Here is a 16339-nt window from a genome sequence, read left to right as displayed (position 1 = left end):
GTCACGCGGCCTCCAGCAGTGGCGCCCAGACATCGATGGCGGGCTGCTCGGCGAGGTCGGCGAAGTCCGCCACGACGCCGTGGTCCCGGCGCCAGCGTCCCAGCAGCGACATGATGCGGACCGAGTCCAGGCCGTGGTCCAGGAGGTTCTCGTCGAGGGGGATGTCCGCGGGGTCCTCACCGAGGACGTCGGCGACATCGTGACGGATCAGTTCAAGGGTGAGCGCCACGGTCTTCAGACCCCCTTGAGGAGGTTGTCGGCCGAGGTGACGACCGCGCAGCGGCCGGCCGCCCAGCGCAGGGCCATGTCGTGGTCCTCGCGCGAGAAGTCCGCCACGGCGTCGGCGACCACGAAGGCCTGGATGTCGCGCATCCACGCGTCACAGGCGCTCATGAGCACCCCGATGTGGGCGTAGACACCGGTGATCACCAGCTGGTCGCGGCCGGACTCCCGCAGCAGGGACTCGAGTTCGGTGCGCACGAAGGCGCTGTACTTCCATTTGGTCAGCACGGTGTCGCCGTCCGCCGGCGCGACGGCGCCGGGAATCGCCAGCGCCTCGGGGTCGTCGGCGGCACCGGGCCCCCAGAAGTCCAGCTGGAGGCCGCGCTCCTCCGCCGTCTGGCCGCCGCGCTGCACCGAGTAGACGACCGGCACACCGAGGCGGCGGTACTCCTCGATGACCCGTGACGTGTTCTCGAGCATGCCGGTGAGCGGCTGCTCCCCGGGCGGGAACGCGCCGAGGAAGTGGTTCTGCAGGTCGTGGACCAGGAGCACGGCCCGCGCGGGGTCGACGGTCCAGTCCACGCGGTTCGCGGGCAGTTCGGCCTCGGTCGGCAGGGCGTACGGAGCGATGGCGGGAAGAGCCATGGGGGGGGAACCTTTCGGTGCCGCTCTGGGCGGAACTCTGTGCTGATCTCAGTGCTGACCGGGTACGGCGGGGCCGGGCGCCGCGTCGGAGCGCAGCCCCTTCTTGCTGACCTTGCCGATCCCGGTCTGCGGGAACGCCTCGACGAACTCGACGAGGTCGGGGACCTTGTACGCGGCGACACCGCGTTCCCGCACGAGGCGTTTGACCGCGGCCGGCTTCAGCGGCTCGGCGCCGTCGCGCAGGATGACGTAGGCCAGGGTGCGTTCGCCCAGGTAGGCGTCGGCGACCCCTACGACGGACACGTCGTGCACCGACGGATGGCCGAGGATGATGTTCTCGATCTCCTCCGGCGCGACCTTCTCACCGCCCCGGTTGATCTGGTCCTTGGCGCGCCCCTCGACGACCAGGTGGCCCGTCGGGGTGCGGCGCACGATGTCACCGGTGCGGTAGAAGCCGTCCTGGGTGAAGGACTTCCGGTTGTGCTCGGGCGCCCGCCAGTAGCCGCGGATCGTGTACGGGCCGCGGGTCAGCAGATGGCCGAAGTCCCCCTCCGGCACGTCCACGTCCGAGTCGTCGACGACACGGACCTCGTCGTCCTCGGAGATCGGCCGGCCCTGCGTGGTGACAACGGTCTCGTGGTCGTCGTCCAGACGGGTGTAGTTGACCAGGCCCTCGGCCATGCCGAAGACCTGCATGAGCTTGCAGCCCAGCGCCGGCTCCAGCCTGCGGGCGCCCGCCTCGCTGTACTTGGCGCCGCCGACCAGGATCAGCTCCAGGCTGGACAGGTCGTGCTCGGAGCCGGGGGCGGCCTCCGTCCAGATCAGCGCGAGCGGCGGGACCATCCCGGTCATCGTGACGCGCTCGCGCTCCACGAGCGGGAAGGCCGTCGCCGGATCGGGGCGGGGGCACAGAACCACGGTCCCGCCGGCGTACAGCGTCCCGAGCCAGCCCGGGGAGCTCATCGGGAAGTTGTGCGCGGCGGGGAGGACGACGAGGTAGCGGGTGTCCCCGTCGACGCCGCAGATCTCGTTGGATCCGCGCAGCGAGTAGATGTAGTCGTCGTGCGTACGGGGGATGAGCTTGGGAACTCCCGTCGTGCCGCCCGACAGCTGGAGGAACGCCAGATCGCCCGGCTCCGGCTCGTACCCGCCCCCGGTGGGCGCGCACGGCACCTCGGCCAGAGCGGTGTGCTCGCCCGGCGGACCTACGACGAAGACGTGCTCCAGGCTCGGCGTACGCTCCTTGATCCTTGACGCGAGCCCGAGGTGGTCGAAGCCGGCGTGCCGGTCCGGTACCACGTAGGCGACGGCCTCGGTGAACGAGCAGAAGTACTCGATCTCAGTCTCCCGGTGCGCGGGGAGCGCGTAGACCGGCAGGGCCCCGATCCGGAAGAGCGCGAAGACGACTTCGATGAACTCGGCGATGTTCGGGAGCTGTACGACGACCCGGTCGCCCGCGGAGATGCCGCGCGCCGAGAACCCGGCGGCCAGCCGGGAGGCGCGCTCGTCCAGTTCGCCGTACGTCCACTCCCGGCGTCCGGGGGCCGGGTCGACGACCGCGACGCGGTCCGGATGCGCGGCGGCCCGCTCGCGCAGCACGCCGCCGAACGTCTCACCGCGCCAGTGGCCCGCGGCGCGGTAGCGCTCGGCGAACTCGGCGGGCCAGGTGGGCGCGTCGGATGACTGGAGGGCGGTCACAGGGCGGCTCCCACAGCACTCAGGAACGTACGGAACTTGGCTCCGGTCTCCGCCGTCTCGGCGGCCGGCGAGGACTCCGCCACCACCCCCGCGCCCGCGAACAGCCGCAGGGTGCGTCCCTCGGCCTCGGCGCAGCGGATGGTCACCACCCACTCGCCGTCGCCGTCCGCGCTCTGCCAGCCGACCATGCCGGTGTACGCGCCGCGGTCGAAGGGCTCGGACTCCGCGATGACCTGCCGGGCCACATCGGTCGGGGTGCCGCAGACCGCGGGGGTGGGGTGCAGGGCCGACGCCAGGTCCAGGGCGGTGGACGAGGGGTCGCGCAGCTCGCCGGTCAGGGTCGTCGACAGGTGCCACATGGCGGCGGTCCGTACGAGGGTGGGGCGTTCGGGCACGTCCAGGCTCACGCAGAACGGTGCGAGCGCCTCGCGGATGGCGTCGACCACGACCGCGTGCTCGTGGAGGTCCTTCGGTGAATCCAGCAGCGCGGCCGCCCTGCGGACGTCCGTGGCCAGATCGCCGCTGCGCTGCGCGGATCCGGCCAGCGGGTTGGCGACGAGCCGGTTGCCGCGGCGGGACACGAGGAGCTCGGGGCTCGCCCCCACGAGCGTGCGGCCCGGGCCGCTGGGCACGGCGAAGGTGTAACCGTCCGGGTCACGGCGTGCCAGCCGGCTCAGCATGGCGGGCAGATCGAGGTCGCGCGCCGAGGTCAGTTCCAGGGTGCGGGCGAGGACGACCTTGTCGAACTCACCGGCGCGCATCCGCTCCACCGCGGCGGCGACCGCCGCGGAGTACTCCCGTGCGGCCGGTACCTCACGTATCTGCCAGGAGTCCTGCCGGCCGGCGTCGGAGCCGTGCAGTGCGATGAGCGGGTCCTCGCGCAGGGCGGTCGCCCACCGGACGGTCTCGGGGACGGCCAGTGCGGCTGCGCCGTCGGGCGCGAACGGTACGGAGCCCACGACGACCGGGGCGGGGTCGCCCGCGTGCCGGGCGGCGTCCAGGGTCTCCCGCACCCGCAGCGGGAGGGGCCGCGAGTCGTGCGGCACCAGCGCGGCGGCGCCGGAGCCGAGCAGGGTGTGCCGGGGCGTGGCGAGGAAGCGGTCGGTGCCGGGGCGGTAGGCCTCGAGCAGGGCCGTGGCCGCGCCGGGGGAGTCGAGTGGGGGCGGAGCGGCGGGGACGCGCAGAGATGCAGACATGGGTGGTCTCCAGTGGGGAAGGCTCGAGCGCCGGCAGGATGACGGGGCGGGGCGGGTTTCAGGCCCGCAGGGTGGCACCGCCGTCGACGTACAGGTCGTGCATGGTGATGTGACGCGCGCGGTCGGACACCAGGAAGGCGACCGCGTCGGCGATGTCGGAGGGGTCCGCGATCCGGCCGAGCGGGATACCGGTGCGAAACGTCTCCGCGTCCCCCTCGACGACCCGGCGGGCGGCGGCCTCCTCGTCCCCCGCCGTCCACATGCCGCGCTGCATGTCGGTGAGGGTCGAGCCGGGGGAGACGGTGTTGCACCGCACTCCCAGGGGTGCCACTTCGAGGCCGAGGCACTTGGTGAACATCACGGCCGCGGCCTTGGAGGCCGCGTACGCAGCCATGTTCGTACGGGGGATGCCGGCGGCGTTGGAGGCCACGGTGACGATGCTGCCCGAGCCCCGGCCGGTCATCCGGCGGGAGACCGACCGCGACACGTGGAACACCCCATGGGTGTTGACGGCGAAGGTGGCCGCCCACTCCTCGTCGAGAAGGTCCGCGACCGGCGAACCACGGAGGATCCCGGCCACGTTGACCGCGATGTCCAGCGGGCCGAGCGTGTCCTCGGCCTCCGCGACGAGGTCCTCGACGGCCGCGGGGTCCGTCACGTCGAGCGTGCGCGCGGTCACCTGCCCGTCGTACGTCTTCTCCAGTGCGGCGATGCCGTCCGGGGCCAGGTCGGTGGCGAGGACGCGGGCACCGCGGCCGGCGAGGGCGTGCACGACCGCCTCGCCTATGCCGCGTCCCGCTCCGGTCACGAGGGCGAGCCGGCCGGCCAGTTCCTGCTCGGCGCTCACTTGACCATCGCCTTCCGGATGTCGTCGAGCACCGAGACGGCTGCCTGCGCACCACCGAGGCTGGTCCACTTGGTCCCGTCGACGACCGTCGCGTGTTCGTCACGCACGGCGCCCAGCTGCTGGTAGGCGGGCTTCTTCGCGAGCTCGGCGAGGAGGCCGGCGTCGGTGCCGGCGTCGAGGGAGCCGATGAACAGCCAGTCGCCGTCGATCTCCTGGAGGTTCTCGTCGCTGAGCGGCGTCGAGTGGCCCTCGCCCTTGTCGTTCTGGATGCCCGGGCGCTCGAAGCCGAGGTCCTTCAGGACGTCGCTGATGAAGACGCCCTGCTGCATGACCGCGGTGCCCTTGGCCGAGTAGCGGGCGACGGAGACGCTCGCGCCGGCCTGCGAGCCGAGGTCGGTCTTCAGGGAGGCCGCCTTCGTCCCGTAGTCGGCGAGATACTTCTCTGCCTCGTCCGTCCTGCCGAGCACCGTGCCGGTGAGGTCGAGGGCCTTCTTCCAGTCCTTGGTGCCGTCGATGGTGACGACCGTGGGCGCGACCTTCCGGAGCTGCGCGAGCACCTGCTCGTCGGCGAGCTGCCCGGCGAGGATCACGTCCGGCTTCGCCTCCACGACCTTCTCGATGTCCGGGCCGGTGACGGCGCCCACCACCGGGATGCCCTTCGCCTGGCCCGCCAGGTACTGGGGGGCGCCCTTCTGGCCGCGACCCGCGGTCAGACCCACCGGCTCGACGCCCAGGGCGAGCGACGCGTCCAGGTCCATCTCGCTGAGGACGACCACGCGCTCGGCAGTGGCCGGTACCGTCACCTTCGTCCCCGTCGCGTCCGTGACCCGGGTCGTCGTCGCCTCCGCGCCCGGGTCGGCGGACGCGGCTTTGTCCTCTGATCCGCAGGCGCTCAGGGTGAGAGCACCGAGTGCGAGCAGCGCCGCCGATATGACGGGACGTGCGTGACCGCGGGACGAGGGGGGCGAATACGGCGCCATGGCCTTGGATCTCCGTTTGCGTTCAGACGAATCCAGTTCCGGCTGGGCGCCCTCCGAAGCCTGAATCGGAGAGAAGCGGTACACATCGCGCCACTTCAGGACACAGGTGTGCCCGTGACCCGCCAGAACCGGACGAGTGCATTTAGGTTAGGCTAACCTTATGTCCATCGCGCAAGGGGGTCGGCCAAGGTCAGCCGGAACCCGCCCATCCGAAACTCCCCCTTCCGGGGGGCGCTCAACCCCCTGGGTCACCACGGGACTTCTGCTCCTCCTGGTGGCCCTTGTGCTGCTCTCCCTCCTCATCGGCACCGGTGGGAGCCCCGCGAAGCGCGCCTGGGACTTCCTCCTCGGTGACCCCGCCGCCCGCGCCGACGCCCAGATCCGGCTGGCGGTCATGGACGTACGCCTCCCACGCACCCTCGCCGCCCTCCTCGTGGGCACCTGCCTCGGTGCGGCCGGCTGTCTTCTCCAGGCCGCCACCCGCAATCCGCTGGCCGAAACCGGTCTGCTGGGCGTCAACTCCGGAGCGGCGTTCGCCGTCGTCCTCGGGCTCACCTTCTTCGGCGCCGACTCCCCGGGCGCCCTGCTCGTCTGGGCGCTGACCGGCGGCATGGCCGCGAGCGCCGTCGTCCTGCTCTTCGCCGGTTCTGGCCGCACGGCCGGCTCACCGCTGCGTCTCGTCCTGGCCGGATCGGCGCTGGGCGCCACCTTCCACGGCTGCACCTCCTACGTCCTGCTCGGCACACGGTCGACCTTCGACACCTACCGGTACTGGACGATCGGCTCGCTCGCCGGAGTGAAGACCTCCGATCTCGTCCCCCTGCTGCCGCTGGTGGCGCTGGGTCTGCTCACCGCGCTCGGCTGCGCCCGCCCGCTCTCGGCGCTCGGTCTCGGCGACGACGGAGCACGTTCGCTCGGGCACCACCCCGGCCGCATCCGTCTCGTCGTCGCCGGAGCGGTCTCGCTGCTCGCCGGCTGCGCGGTCGCCGTGGCCGGGCCCATCGCCTTCCTCGGCCTGCTGGCCCCGTACGCCGCGAGGGCGCTGACCGGGCCCCGCATGACGGCCCAACTCGTCCTCTCCGCGCTGATCGCCGCCGACATCATGATCCTGGCCGACATCCTCGCCCGGGTCGTCATCCGCCCCTGGGAGACACCGGTCAGCGTCCTGCTCGCCTTCGTGGGCGGCCCGCTGCTCGTCTGGATCGCCCGCTCCTCCCGCCTCTCCACCGCGGGGGCCGAGGCGTGAGCGACCTGAGGAAGACAGCCGATGTCACATCCCCCGACGTGACGCCCCCCGACAGCACCGTGCTGCGCGGGGGTACGTTCTCCTGGCTCCTCCCGCGCCGCAGCGCGCTCACCGCCGCGATCCTCCTGCCGGTCGTCGCCGTCCTCATCGCCCTCGCGGTGATGGCGAGTTCGACCGGCATGAGCGTGCCGGAGACCCTCTCCGGCCTTCTGGGTACGGGCGATCCGGGCACGGTCATGATCGTGCGTGACTTCCGGCTGCCCCGTATCTACGCCGGCCTCCTCGTCGGTGCCGCACTGGGCATCGCCGGCTGCCTCACCCAGACCCTGGCGGGCAACCGCCTCGCCACCCCCGACCTCGTAGGCGTCAACGACGGTGCCACCGCCGCCGTCGTCGCAGCCGCGGCGGGTTCCACCACCGGCATGGTGGGCGACTGGTGGCTGGGCCCGGTCGGCGCCGTCGCGGCAGCCGCGATCGTCGTCCTGTGCGCGGGCGGAGCCGGGAGCGCCGGCTACCGCGTCCTCGTCACCGGTATCGGTGTCTCCACCTTCCTGGGGGCCGTCGGCGACCTGATCATGTCCCGTGAGAACGACAACACGGCGGGCGGTGTCTTCCTCTGGGCCGTGGGCAGCCTCAACGGCCGTGACTGGGGCGTCGGTACGCCGCTGGCACTCGTCCTGCTCGTCCTGGTGCCGCTCGCCCTGGCCGTGGGCCACCGGCTGCAACTCCTGCGCTTCGACGACGACGTGGCGGCGTCGCTCGGTGTCGACCTGCGCCGGCTGCGGGCGTGTGCCCTGGCCCTCGCCGTCGCACTCGCGGGCACGGCCGTGGGCGTCGGCGGCCCGATCGCCTTCGTGGCACTCGCCGCCCCGGTCCTGGCCCAGCGGATGGCCGGTCCCACCCGGGTCCCGATCACCGGCTCCGCACTGACCGGCGCGGCCCTGATCGCCGCGGCCGACGCCCTGGGGCGGGTCGCCGCCCCCGTCGAACTGCCCGTCGGTGTCGTCACCAGCGTCCTCGGCGGCCCCTTCCTGCTCTGGGTCCTCTTCCGCCCGGACCGTGCCACCGGAAAGGTCTGACCAGCCCCATGACCGACGTCCCACGCGAGACCGCACCCGGCCTCGAAGTCACCGCGCTCCGTGCCGGGTACCCCGGCCGCCCTGTGGTCGAGAACGTCGACCTCACCGTCCCCGCCGGACAGGTCGTCGCGATCGTCGGCCCCAACGGCTGCGGGAAGTCGACGCTCCTGCGCACCGTCGCGCGTCTCCACCGGCCCGAGTCGGGAAGGGTGGAGGTCGGCGGCGAGGACATCTGGGAGATGGGCAGGCGCCGGGCCGCCCATCGCGTCGCGCTGCTGCCCCAGTCTCCGCGCGCCCCGGAGGCCGTCACGGTCGCGGGGCTCGTCCGCTACGGCCGCCACCCCCGGCAGGGCCTGCTGCGCCAGTGGTCAAAGGAGGATGAGAACGCCGTACGCGGCGCGCTGGAGGCCACCGGGACGACCGAGCTGGCCGCCGAGCGCCTGGACAGGCTCTCCGGCGGCCAGCGCCAGCGGTGCTGGCTCGCGATGGTCCTCGCCCAGCACACCCCGGTCATCCTGCTCGACGAACCCACCAGCGCCCTCGACCTCGGCCACGCCGTGGAGGTGCTGGAGCTGGTGAGGGAGGTCGCCGCAGCCGGCCGCACGGTCGTCATGGTGCAGCACGACCTGGCCGCCGCGGCACGCTACGCCGATCTCCTCGTGGCCATGAAGGACGGCCGGGTCGTCGCCCGGGGCGAGCCGGCCGCGACGGTCGACGAGGCCCTGGTGAAGGAGCTCTACGGGGTGGACGCCGACATACTCAGTGCCCCGGACGACGCGTCACCGGTCGTGGTGCCGAGGAGCCGGATCACGACGCGGAGGTGAGTGGCTCCGGCTCACGACGCCGACGTGACGGGTTTCGGCTCCCGTACGGCGGTCCGGGACGGCCGGGTGCGGGGGCCGAACACAGCCAGGGCGACGGCTCCGACCATCCAGACGCCGGCGATGAAGTAGAAGACGCTCTGGTAACCGGTGCGGTTGTAGAGCGCCGCGATGATCAGCGGACCGGCGGCGTTCGACAGCCGGCCGATGCCGTAGGTGATGCCGGTGCCCAGGGAGCGGCTCCGGGTGTCGTAGAGCTCGGGGGAGTAGGCGTAGGCGAGGGCGGTGTAGCCGCGTTCGAAGAGGTTGACCAGGAAGCCGAAGATGACGATCAGGATCGGATCGAACGTCAGCCCGTAGAGCAGACCGCACAGTGCGATGACGGTGCCGAAGGCGACGAGACACCACTTGCGTTCGAACCGGTCGGTGACCAGGGAGGCCAGGTAGGAGCCCAGGGGCGCGCCGACCGTGGTGAGTGCGATGTAGAAGACGGACTTCTCGACGCTGAAGCCCTCCTTGGAGAGCAGGGTGGGCGCGAAGCTGGAGTAGCCGAAGAAGCCGATGGTCTGGGTGACCCACAGGACGGTGAGCAGGAGTGTCGGCGCGAGGTACCTCTTGCGCAGCAGCAGACGCAGCGGGGCCTTGACCGCGGGGGGTTCCTCGACGGGCTCGGCCGGTTGTGCCAGCGGTCCCTTCTCGGCGGTCACCGTGGCCTCGATCTCCCGCAGGACCGCGTCGGCCGCGGCGTGGTCGCCCTTGCTCTCGTGCCAGCGGGGGGACTCCTTGAGGTGCTTGGAGAACAGGACGAGCAGGACGCCGAGCGCGCCCCAGAGGTACACCAGCCGCCAGGACCAGTCGCTGAGGGGGACGACGAGACTGGCGATGAGGTTGGTGGCCGGCGTGCCGCAGATGCCGATGACCATGGCGTACGCCTGGTACTTGCCGCGCACGGCGGCCGGGTACATCTCGTTGACGTAGATGACCGCCACGACGGTCATCGCGGACAGGCCGGCCGAGGTGAGGACCCGGAAGACGCCCAGGGAGAAGACGTCCCAGGAGAAGACCGAGACGAACGAGAAGAAGCCGAAGAACAGGGTGGTGCGGAGCAGGGTCTTCTTGCGGCCCCACCGGTCGGCGAGGGCTCCCGCGACGACGGAACCGATGAACATGCCGACGAACGACAGTGAGGTGACGTAGGCGACCTGGTTGACCGTCACGCCCCAGAGGTCGATGAGCTTGGGGGCGGTCGTCGCGAAACTGTTGATGTCAGCGAACTCGAAGAAGTACGCGAAGGCCACGGCCAGCAGTGTGGTCTTGTGGAAGCGGGAGATCGGCAGCCGGTCCAGCCGGTTCGCCGCATTGGCGTGCTGCATGGGGGCGGTCCCTGTCGGAGTGCGGGTGCGGGCGGGGAAGGGCCTCAGACGCCTTCGCCGGGCCAGTACAGGCTCATCGGGTTGTCCACGAGGAGCCGGTGCTGCTGCTCGGGGGTGACGGCGATGTGTGGCACGTGGTCGACGAGCAGGCCGTCGTCGGGCATGTGGCCGGTGAGATTGGGGTGGGGCCAGTCCGTGCCCCACAGCACCCGGTCCCCGAACTCCTCGACCACACGGCGGCCGAAGGGTACGACATCGGCGTAGGCGTGCTTCTCGCCGTCGAGGGCGGGAGGGCCGGTCAGGCTGAGGCGTTCGGGACAGCTCACCTTCACCCATACGTCGTTGGAGTCGACGAACTTCAGGAAGCGGCTGAACTGCGGACCGTCCACCGGCAGGGACACATCCGGCCGGCCCATGTGGTCGACCACGAGGGGAGCGGGCAGGGAGGCGAAGAAGTCGCCCAGTTCGGGGAGATCGGCGCTCTCGAAGTAGAGCACGATGTGCCAGCCCAGCGGGGCGATCTTCCGGGCGATCGTGGTCAGGTCCTCCTTCGGGGAGGTGTTGACCAGACGCCGGAGGAAGTTGAAGCGGACGCCGCGCACGCCCGCCGAGTGCAGCTCGCGCAGTTCGGCCTCGGTGACGTCCGGCCGGACGGTGGCGATGCCGCGCGCCCGGCCATCGGCCGCGCGGACGGCGTCGGTCATGGCGGTGTTGTCCGCGCCGTGGCAGGTGGCCTGGACGATGACCGCGCGGCTCACGCCCAGATGCTCGTGCAGCGCGGCCAGTTGGTCCTTTCCGGCGTCGCAGGGCGTGTACTTGCGCTCGGGGGCGAAGGGGAACTCGTCCTGCGGGCCGAACACATGGCAGTGGGCGTCGACGGTGCCGGCCGGAAGCCGGAACGCCGGTACGGACGGATCCTGGTACCAGTCCAGCCAGCCGGGGGTCCTGGGGGCACGCACACTCATGAAGTCTCCTGGAGGCACAGGGGGGAAAGGCCGGGGCGTGGGTCGGCGGACCGCGTGTTCAGCGGCCCTGACGCTTCAGCAGGGCGTCCAGGCGCGGGTACACCGAGCGCGCGTTGTGTTCCTGTATGTCGGCCAGCCGGTCCGGGGAGAGTCCGGCTGCCTCGGCATAACGGCGGGTGTCGTCGAAGTGGTGGCCGGTCCGGGGGTCGATGTCGCGGACGGCGCCGATCATCTCCGAGGCGAAGAGGATGTTCCGGGTGGGGACGACGTCGAAGAGGAGGTCCGAGCCGGGCTGGTGGTAGACGCAGGTGTCGAAGAAGACGTTGCCCAGGACGTGCTCCTCCAGCGGCGGCTTCCCGAGTGCCATGGCCAGTCCGCGGAACCTGCCCCAGTGGTAGGGGACGGCGCCGCCGCCGTGGGGGATGATCAGCCGGAGCGTGGGGAAGTCCCTGAACAGGTCGCCCTGCACGAGCTGCATGAACGCGGTGGTGTCGGCGTTCAGATAGTGCGCCCCCGTCGTGTGGAACGCGGGATTCACGCTGGTGCTGACATGGACCATCGCCGGCACGTCGTACTCGACCATCTTCTCGTACAGGGGGTACCAGGAGCGGTCGGTGAGAGGAGGGGAGGTCCAGTGCCCGCCGGACGGGTCCGGATTGAGGTTGAGCGCGACGGCGCCGTACTCCTCCACGCACCTGGTGAGTTCGGGCACGCAGGTCGCGGGATCGACGCCAGGGGACTGCGGGAGCATAGCGGCGGGGACGAAGCGTTCCGGGTAGAGCCGGCTGACGCGGAAGCAGAGCTCGTTGCAGATGGCCGCCCACTCGGCGGAGGTGTCGAAATCGCCGACGTGATGCGCCATGAAGGACGCCCGGGGTGAGAAGACCGTCATGTCGATGCCACGCTCGTCCATCAGCCGGAGCTGGTTCGGCTCGATGCTCTCGCGCAGCTCGTCGTCGCTGATCCTCGGATCGGCCCTCGACGGGGCCGCGGACGGGTTCCCGAGCCCTTCGATCTGCTGATTCCGCCAGACCTCCAGCGCGGGCGGGGCCGTCGTGTAGTGGCCATGGCAGTCGATGATCATCGCTGTTCCTCTTCGGGATTCCTGCGTCGGTGCCGAGGGACATACGGCCGGAGGTCTGCCCGCCGGCGCGTCCTGCCCGTTCGTTCACGTCACCGTAACCGTCGATGAAATTGTTGACAATATGCCTGACGAGAAAGTTTCAGGCATCATCACTGATGCCCCCGCGCGCGCGGCGCGCGGCGGCGAGGATGTCCCGACGACGTAGGGAAGGCGGAGGGGTGACGGCGAATCAGGTCACCGGCCGGACAGGCCGGAGCGCGGTCTCCAGCGGTATCCGGGAGGCGCTCGCGGCAGGCGACATGGTGCCAGGGCAGCGCCTGGTCGAGCAGGAGCTGTCCGAGGTCTTCCGCGCGACGCGGAGCTCGGTGCGGGAGGCGCTGCAGGATCTGGCCGCCGAGGGCCTGGTGGAGCTGATCCCGCGGCGGGGGGCGCGGGTGCGGGTGATCTCCGTCGAGGAGGCGATCCAGATCACCGAGTGCCGGGCCCTGCTGGAGGGTCTGTGTGCCAGGCGGGCGGCGGAGTGCGCGTCGGACGAGGTGCGCCAGGAGCTGAAGGGCATCGGCTCGGCGATGAGCCGGGCCGTGGAGGACGCCGACCCGGACGCCTACTCGGTGCTGAACCGCAGGCTGCACGAGTGCATCGGCGAGGCCGGGGGCCAGAAGGTCGCCCAGGCCCTGCTCGAGCGGATGAACGGCCAGATGGTGCGATACCAGTTCCGTCTCGCGCTGCGCCCCGGGCGCCCGGCGCAGTCGCTGCCGCAGCACCTGGCGATCATCGACGCGGTCCTGGCCCGCGACCCGGAGGCGGCCGAGGCCGCGGCGCGGGCGCATGTCGACAGCGTCATCGTGGCGCTCAGGGAGACTCCGGCTCCGGTCCGCCTGGGCTGACCGGGAGTGGCCGGGGCAGGTCCGCCCCGGCTGGGCGGCCGGACCCGACCCGGCCCCGGCCGGTCAGGGGGCGAGCAGGTCCAGGAACGCGGTGAGCTTGTTCCTGGTCCGCTCGATCTGCTGCTCGACGGTCAGCGACTCCTCGAAGCGCCCGCCGGGGGCCGGTGTCTTCTTGCCGCGTACGTACAGCGAGCAGTCGAGGTCGGTGCAGAGGTAGATGCCCACCGAGTTGCCGTCCCTGCCCGACTGCCCCCGCTTGCGGGCGGTCATCAGCGAGACCCCGCTGCCCGGGTGCGTGGTCAGGCAGACCGAGCACATGCTGCGGTGCAGGAAGCCGCGCTGCTGCGACGGGAAGCGGAGTGTGATGCCGGTGAGCTCGCCGCGCAGCTCGGTGACGATGTAGCTCCGGTCGGGAGCCGACAGGTCGCGCCAGCCGAGGAAGTCCAGGTCGTCCCAGCGGCGCTCGTCGAGGTCGCGGGGGAGCGGCAGGCGCTTCGCCTCTCCCTTGGAACAGTTGACGAACGACGCTCGGATGTCCTGCTCATTGACGGCTCTCATGCATTCGACGCTAACTCTGCCTATGAGCCCTAGGCAAATGATTATCCGTACTAGGCCGGATCCAGGGGTGAGGAGATCCGCAGGTGATGGGCCGCCGGATGCTCGATGGTGAGGTCCGGGCGCCAGACGGCCAGGATCTGCGCCGACGGGTCGAACAGGGGACCCGGCAGCTCCTCGGGGTCGGCCCACCGCCACTCGCTGACGAGATGCGGCTCGGTGACCTGCGGGACAGCCGAATCCACCCTCACCAGCGCGGCCATGCTGATCCTGTTGACGCCGCTCACCACGTCGTGCACCATCGCGAAGACGGTGACGTCGGCCCCGGGCACCCGCAGGCCCGTCTCCTCACGCAGCTCCCGGGCGGCGGCCTCCGCGACCGACTCGTGGGTCGGGTCGACCTTGCCTCCGGGCAGCTCCCAGGTGCCGCTGCGGTGTTTGCCCAGCAGAATCCTGCCGGCCTCGTCCTGCACCACGACACCCACGCCGAAGGCGGCCTGGGCGAGCGGAGGACGGGCGTTCCGGGCCGGGACGTTCACGGAATCGGTGGTCATACGCTGCTCTGCCCCCAGCTGGTCGGTCACGTGTGACGCGGTCCCCCTCATCGTCACACGGCGCTCACGCCACCAGATTGAGGGTGGTGCCGGCGACGCCGAGCCGGACGGACTGGCCCCACGTCAGCTCCAGCGCGTCCGACTCCATCCCGTCGCCGAACACCACCATCCGGTCCGACTCGACGGTGAGCCTGAGGCCGTCCCCGCGCCCCAGTTCGCCCGCGGTCATCGAGGTGCCGGTGGCAGGTGAGGGCCAGGCCTCCCGCACGAACCAGACCAGCCGTGGATCGGAAGGGGCCGGCAGCCGCACGGGGCTGCCGCGCTCGAGCCAGAGCGAGCGCAGCCAGCCGGTGGATCCCGTGCCGGTGCCCACCAGGACGCCCGACGACGCCTGTGACTCGACGGCGTCCGGGGAGCCGTCGGGGCCGATGCGGTAGCGGGAGGTCTGATGGCCGGGCGGTCCGAGGTAGATCTCGTTGAGGGCGAGGAGCCGCTGGGTGTCGTCGGCGACGGCCTCGGTCATCGTGAGGGCGTCCACCTGTCCGCCGGGGGACGCGGCGGCCTCGCACAGCGCCGCCGTGTCACGGGGCCGGTGGCGTACGAGCACTCCGGGATTGCGGCCCGGGTCGGTGTCGATGCCCACCACCGGCTGCCCGGACAGATATTTGGCGGCGTTGGCGACCAGGCCGTCCTGCCCGACCACGACGACCACGTCCTCGGGCCCGAACAGGAAGCGGTCGAGGTCCGCCCGCTCCACCCGGGTCCGGCGCCACCGCAGCGGCAGGGCCGCCGCCACCTCGGTGAGTGCCCGCTCGTGGCGCCGGTGCCGCTCGGCCACCTCGTCGAGCGACCGGCCACGCGCGGCGAGCACGAACGCGGCCTGTCCGTGCGTTCCGTGCCGGGCCAGAAGCTCCTCGTACTCCGTCGTCCGGTGGACCAGCACCGCCCGCGGGGCCAGACTCACGCCCCCGCCCCCGCCCCCGGCTCCGGCCTGCCGAGTTTGGCGAGCAGGCCGGTCAGGACGTCGGGGGAGAGGGTGAGGCTGTCGATGCGCGGGAGATTCTCGGCCAGCCGCGTCGCGGCCAGGGCGTGCAGCGTGCCGGGGTCGACGTCCGCGTGGGCGCGCAGCCAGGCCGCCTGCGCCTCGGCGCGGGCCGCCCCGATATCGCGGGCGGCCTCCGCCTCCGCGCGGGCCAGGCGCACGGTGCGGGCGGCCTCCGCTGCCGTACGCACCCCGTCGGCCGCCGACTTCTCCTCGGCCTCCCGGCGGGCGTTGGTGCCGCGCTGGTCGACCAGCTGCTCCTCGCGGCGCGCGAGCTCGATCTTGCTGGCGAGCTCGTTCTCGGCGATCGTGCGCTCGCGCTCGACCGCGACCGCCCGGCGCTCGTACACCGACCGGTCCGCCTCCTGCTGGATCTGCTCCCTGGCCGGGGTGCGCAGGGCGCGTTCGACCTCTGCCTCGGGGCGGATGGCGACCACGCGGACGGCGACCACGTCGATGCCGGTGGCGGGCAGCCGAGGCTCGGCGGCGAGCCCGGTGGCGACCCGTCCCCGCACGGCGGCGACCCCGTCCACGAGGGCGGTGGCGAGAGGGGTGCGGGCCAGGACGTCCAGGGTGTGCTGCTGCGCCGTCTCGGTCAGCAGGGTGGCGATCTGCTCCAGAGGTGCACCGCGCCAGATCCCGGTGTCGGGGTCCACCGAGAAGTCGAGCCGGACGGCCGCCTCGGCGGGGTCGCTGATCCGGTAGGTGACCGTGGCCTGCACGGTGACGTCCTGGAAGTCGGCCGTACGGGCGTGGAACGCCATCGCCAGCTCACGGTCGTCGACCGGGACCTCGGAGAGCGCAGCGGAGAGCGAGCGGTACCAGAAGCTCAGGCCAGGGCCGTCATGGGTGAGTCTGCCGCGCCTGTGGTGGCGGATGTGGGCGGTGGGCGCGGAGCGCAGGTGCCGCCAGCCGAAGCGCCGTGTGATGTCGGCCATCTCGGGACCCCCTCTTTCTCGTCATGACGACGATAAGGGCTCGCAGGGATATCGTCAAGGGGACGAGAAGGGGAGCCGGGCATGAAAACGGCCGGGCGGGGGGGGGGGGGGGGGCCCCCCCCCCCCCCCGGGGGGGGGGGCCCCCCCCCCCCACACCGGCGCCCAGCCGGGCGGACTCGTCCGGATCGGTCCGGCAGCCCCGGGCTC

18 protein-coding genes are annotated in these 16339 nt (G+C 71.8%); 5 read left to right on the top strand and 13 right to left on the bottom strand.

All coding sequences use genetic code 11. The features are described 5' to 3' along the window. Position 1 precedes the first annotated feature (1 nt). The 6 genes from AB0P41_RS30540 to AB0P41_RS30515 are packed head-to-tail and all read right to left on the bottom strand — an operon-like array spanning position 2 to position 5588. Positions 2-229: a phosphopantetheine-binding protein gene (locus AB0P41_RS30540; RefSeq protein ID WP_356715673.1), complete on the bottom strand. Its 228-nt coding sequence runs from the start codon at positions 227-229 to the stop codon at positions 2-4. 5 nt (positions 230-234) lie between these two features. After that, positions 235-867 carry an isochorismatase family protein gene (locus AB0P41_RS30535; RefSeq protein WP_356715675.1) on the bottom strand — a complete coding sequence of 211 codons (633 nt, stop codon included), beginning with the start codon at positions 865-867 and terminating at the stop codon, positions 235-237. A gap of 48 nt (positions 868-915) precedes the next feature. Continuing rightward, positions 916-2565: an AMP-binding protein gene (locus AB0P41_RS30530; protein ID WP_365935341.1), complete on the bottom strand. Its 1650-nt coding sequence runs from the start codon at positions 2563-2565 to the stop codon at positions 916-918. Beyond that, positions 2562-3761, bottom strand: coding sequence for an isochorismate synthase (locus tag AB0P41_RS30525; RefSeq protein ID WP_356715679.1), 1200 nt, complete (start codon positions 3759-3761; stop codon positions 2562-2564). Before AB0P41_RS30525 ends, AB0P41_RS30530 begins: the two co-directional genes overlap by 4 nt. 58 nt (positions 3762-3819) lie before the next feature. Continuing rightward, positions 3820-4608 (bottom strand): 2,3-dihydro-2,3-dihydroxybenzoate dehydrogenase, encoded by a 789-nt coding sequence (locus tag AB0P41_RS30520; protein WP_365935339.1) that lies wholly within the window; start codon positions 4606-4608, stop codon positions 3820-3822. Next, positions 4605-5588: an iron-siderophore ABC transporter substrate-binding protein gene (locus AB0P41_RS30515; RefSeq protein ID WP_365935337.1), complete on the bottom strand. Its 984-nt coding sequence runs from the start codon at positions 5586-5588 to the stop codon at positions 4605-4607. Before AB0P41_RS30515 ends, AB0P41_RS30520 begins: the two co-directional genes overlap by 4 nt. 160 nt (positions 5589-5748) lie before the next feature. Between AB0P41_RS30515 and AB0P41_RS30510 the strand changes: the two genes are divergently transcribed. The 3 genes from AB0P41_RS30510 to AB0P41_RS30500 are packed head-to-tail and all read left to right on the top strand — an operon-like array spanning position 5749 to position 8737. Further along, entirely contained in the window at positions 5749-6834 is a 1086-nt protein-coding gene (locus tag AB0P41_RS30510; protein ID WP_365935336.1) for an iron ABC transporter permease, read from the top strand. Then, positions 6831-7913: an iron ABC transporter permease gene (locus AB0P41_RS30505; RefSeq protein WP_365935335.1), complete on the top strand. Its 1083-nt coding sequence runs from the start codon at positions 6831-6833 to the stop codon at positions 7911-7913. The genes AB0P41_RS30510 and AB0P41_RS30505 overlap by 4 nt, the downstream gene beginning before the upstream one ends. Before the next feature lie 8 nt (positions 7914-7921). Further along, the gene (locus AB0P41_RS30500; RefSeq protein WP_365935333.1) at positions 7922-8737 is read left to right on the top strand and encodes an ABC transporter ATP-binding protein; all 816 of its coding nucleotides are present in this window, start codon (positions 7922-7924) and stop codon (positions 8735-8737) included. A gap of 11 nt (positions 8738-8748) precedes the next feature. Here the strand turns inward: AB0P41_RS30500 and AB0P41_RS30495 are convergent, their stop codons facing one another. Genes AB0P41_RS30495 through AB0P41_RS30485 form a run of 3 tightly spaced genes read right to left on the bottom strand, consistent with a single transcriptional unit; the run spans position 8749 to position 12156 of the window. Continuing rightward, a complete protein-coding gene (locus AB0P41_RS30495; protein ID WP_365935331.1) occupies positions 8749-10107 on the bottom strand; it encodes an MFS transporter in 1359 nt (452 codons plus the stop codon). Between the two features lie 44 nt (positions 10108-10151). Beyond that, entirely contained in the window at positions 10152-11072 is a 921-nt protein-coding gene (locus AB0P41_RS30490) for an amidohydrolase family protein (protein ID WP_365935328.1), read from the bottom strand. Positions 11073-11130: 58 nt separating this feature from the next. Beyond that, on the bottom strand, positions 11131-12156 hold the full coding sequence (locus tag AB0P41_RS30485) for an amidohydrolase family protein (RefSeq protein WP_365935326.1): 1026 nt from the start codon (positions 12154-12156) through the stop codon (positions 11131-11133). Here AB0P41_RS30485 and AB0P41_RS30480 point away from each other — a divergent pair. Both AB0P41_RS30480 and AB0P41_RS30475 read left to right on the top strand, forming a co-directional pair. Then, on the top strand, positions 12149-12361 hold the full coding sequence (locus AB0P41_RS30480) for a hypothetical protein (RefSeq protein ID WP_356715694.1): 213 nt from the start codon (positions 12149-12151) through the stop codon (positions 12359-12361). The two genes, AB0P41_RS30485 and AB0P41_RS30480, sit on opposite strands and share 8 nt — an antisense overlap. 13 nt (positions 12362-12374) lie before the next feature. Continuing rightward, positions 12375-13043 (top strand): GntR family transcriptional regulator, encoded by a 669-nt coding sequence (locus tag AB0P41_RS30475; RefSeq protein ID WP_365935325.1) that lies wholly within the window; start codon positions 12375-12377, stop codon positions 13041-13043. A 63-nt stretch (positions 13044-13106) separates the two neighbouring features. On the opposite strand, the gene AB0P41_RS30470 is transcribed toward AB0P41_RS30475, so the two are convergent. From AB0P41_RS30470 to AB0P41_RS30455, 4 genes are all read right to left on the bottom strand, one after another. Then, positions 13107-13601 carry an FBP domain-containing protein gene (locus tag AB0P41_RS30470; protein ID WP_365935323.1) on the bottom strand — a complete coding sequence of 165 codons (495 nt, stop codon included), beginning with the start codon at positions 13599-13601 and terminating at the stop codon, positions 13107-13109. 50 nt (positions 13602-13651) lie between these two features. Further along, positions 13652-14152, bottom strand: coding sequence for an NUDIX domain-containing protein (locus tag AB0P41_RS30465; RefSeq protein WP_365935321.1), 501 nt, complete (start codon positions 14150-14152; stop codon positions 13652-13654). 64 nt (positions 14153-14216) lie between these two features. Beyond that, the gene (locus AB0P41_RS30460) at positions 14217-15116 is read right to left on the bottom strand and encodes a hypothetical protein (RefSeq protein ID WP_365935319.1); all 900 of its coding nucleotides are present in this window, start codon (positions 15114-15116) and stop codon (positions 14217-14219) included. Next, positions 15113-16132: an SPFH domain-containing protein gene (locus AB0P41_RS30455; protein WP_356715703.1), complete on the bottom strand. Its 1020-nt coding sequence runs from the start codon at positions 16130-16132 to the stop codon at positions 15113-15115. The genes AB0P41_RS30460 and AB0P41_RS30455 overlap by 4 nt, the downstream gene beginning before the upstream one ends. Positions 16133-16339: the final 207 nt, after the last annotated feature.

Source organism: Streptomyces sp. NPDC079167, assembly GCF_040686735.1.
Classification (GTDB): Bacteria; Actinomycetota; Actinomycetes; order Streptomycetales; family Streptomycetaceae; genus Streptomyces.
Note: the sequence above shows the minus strand (reverse complement) of the source record. Positions and strands in the feature narration are given on the sequence as shown.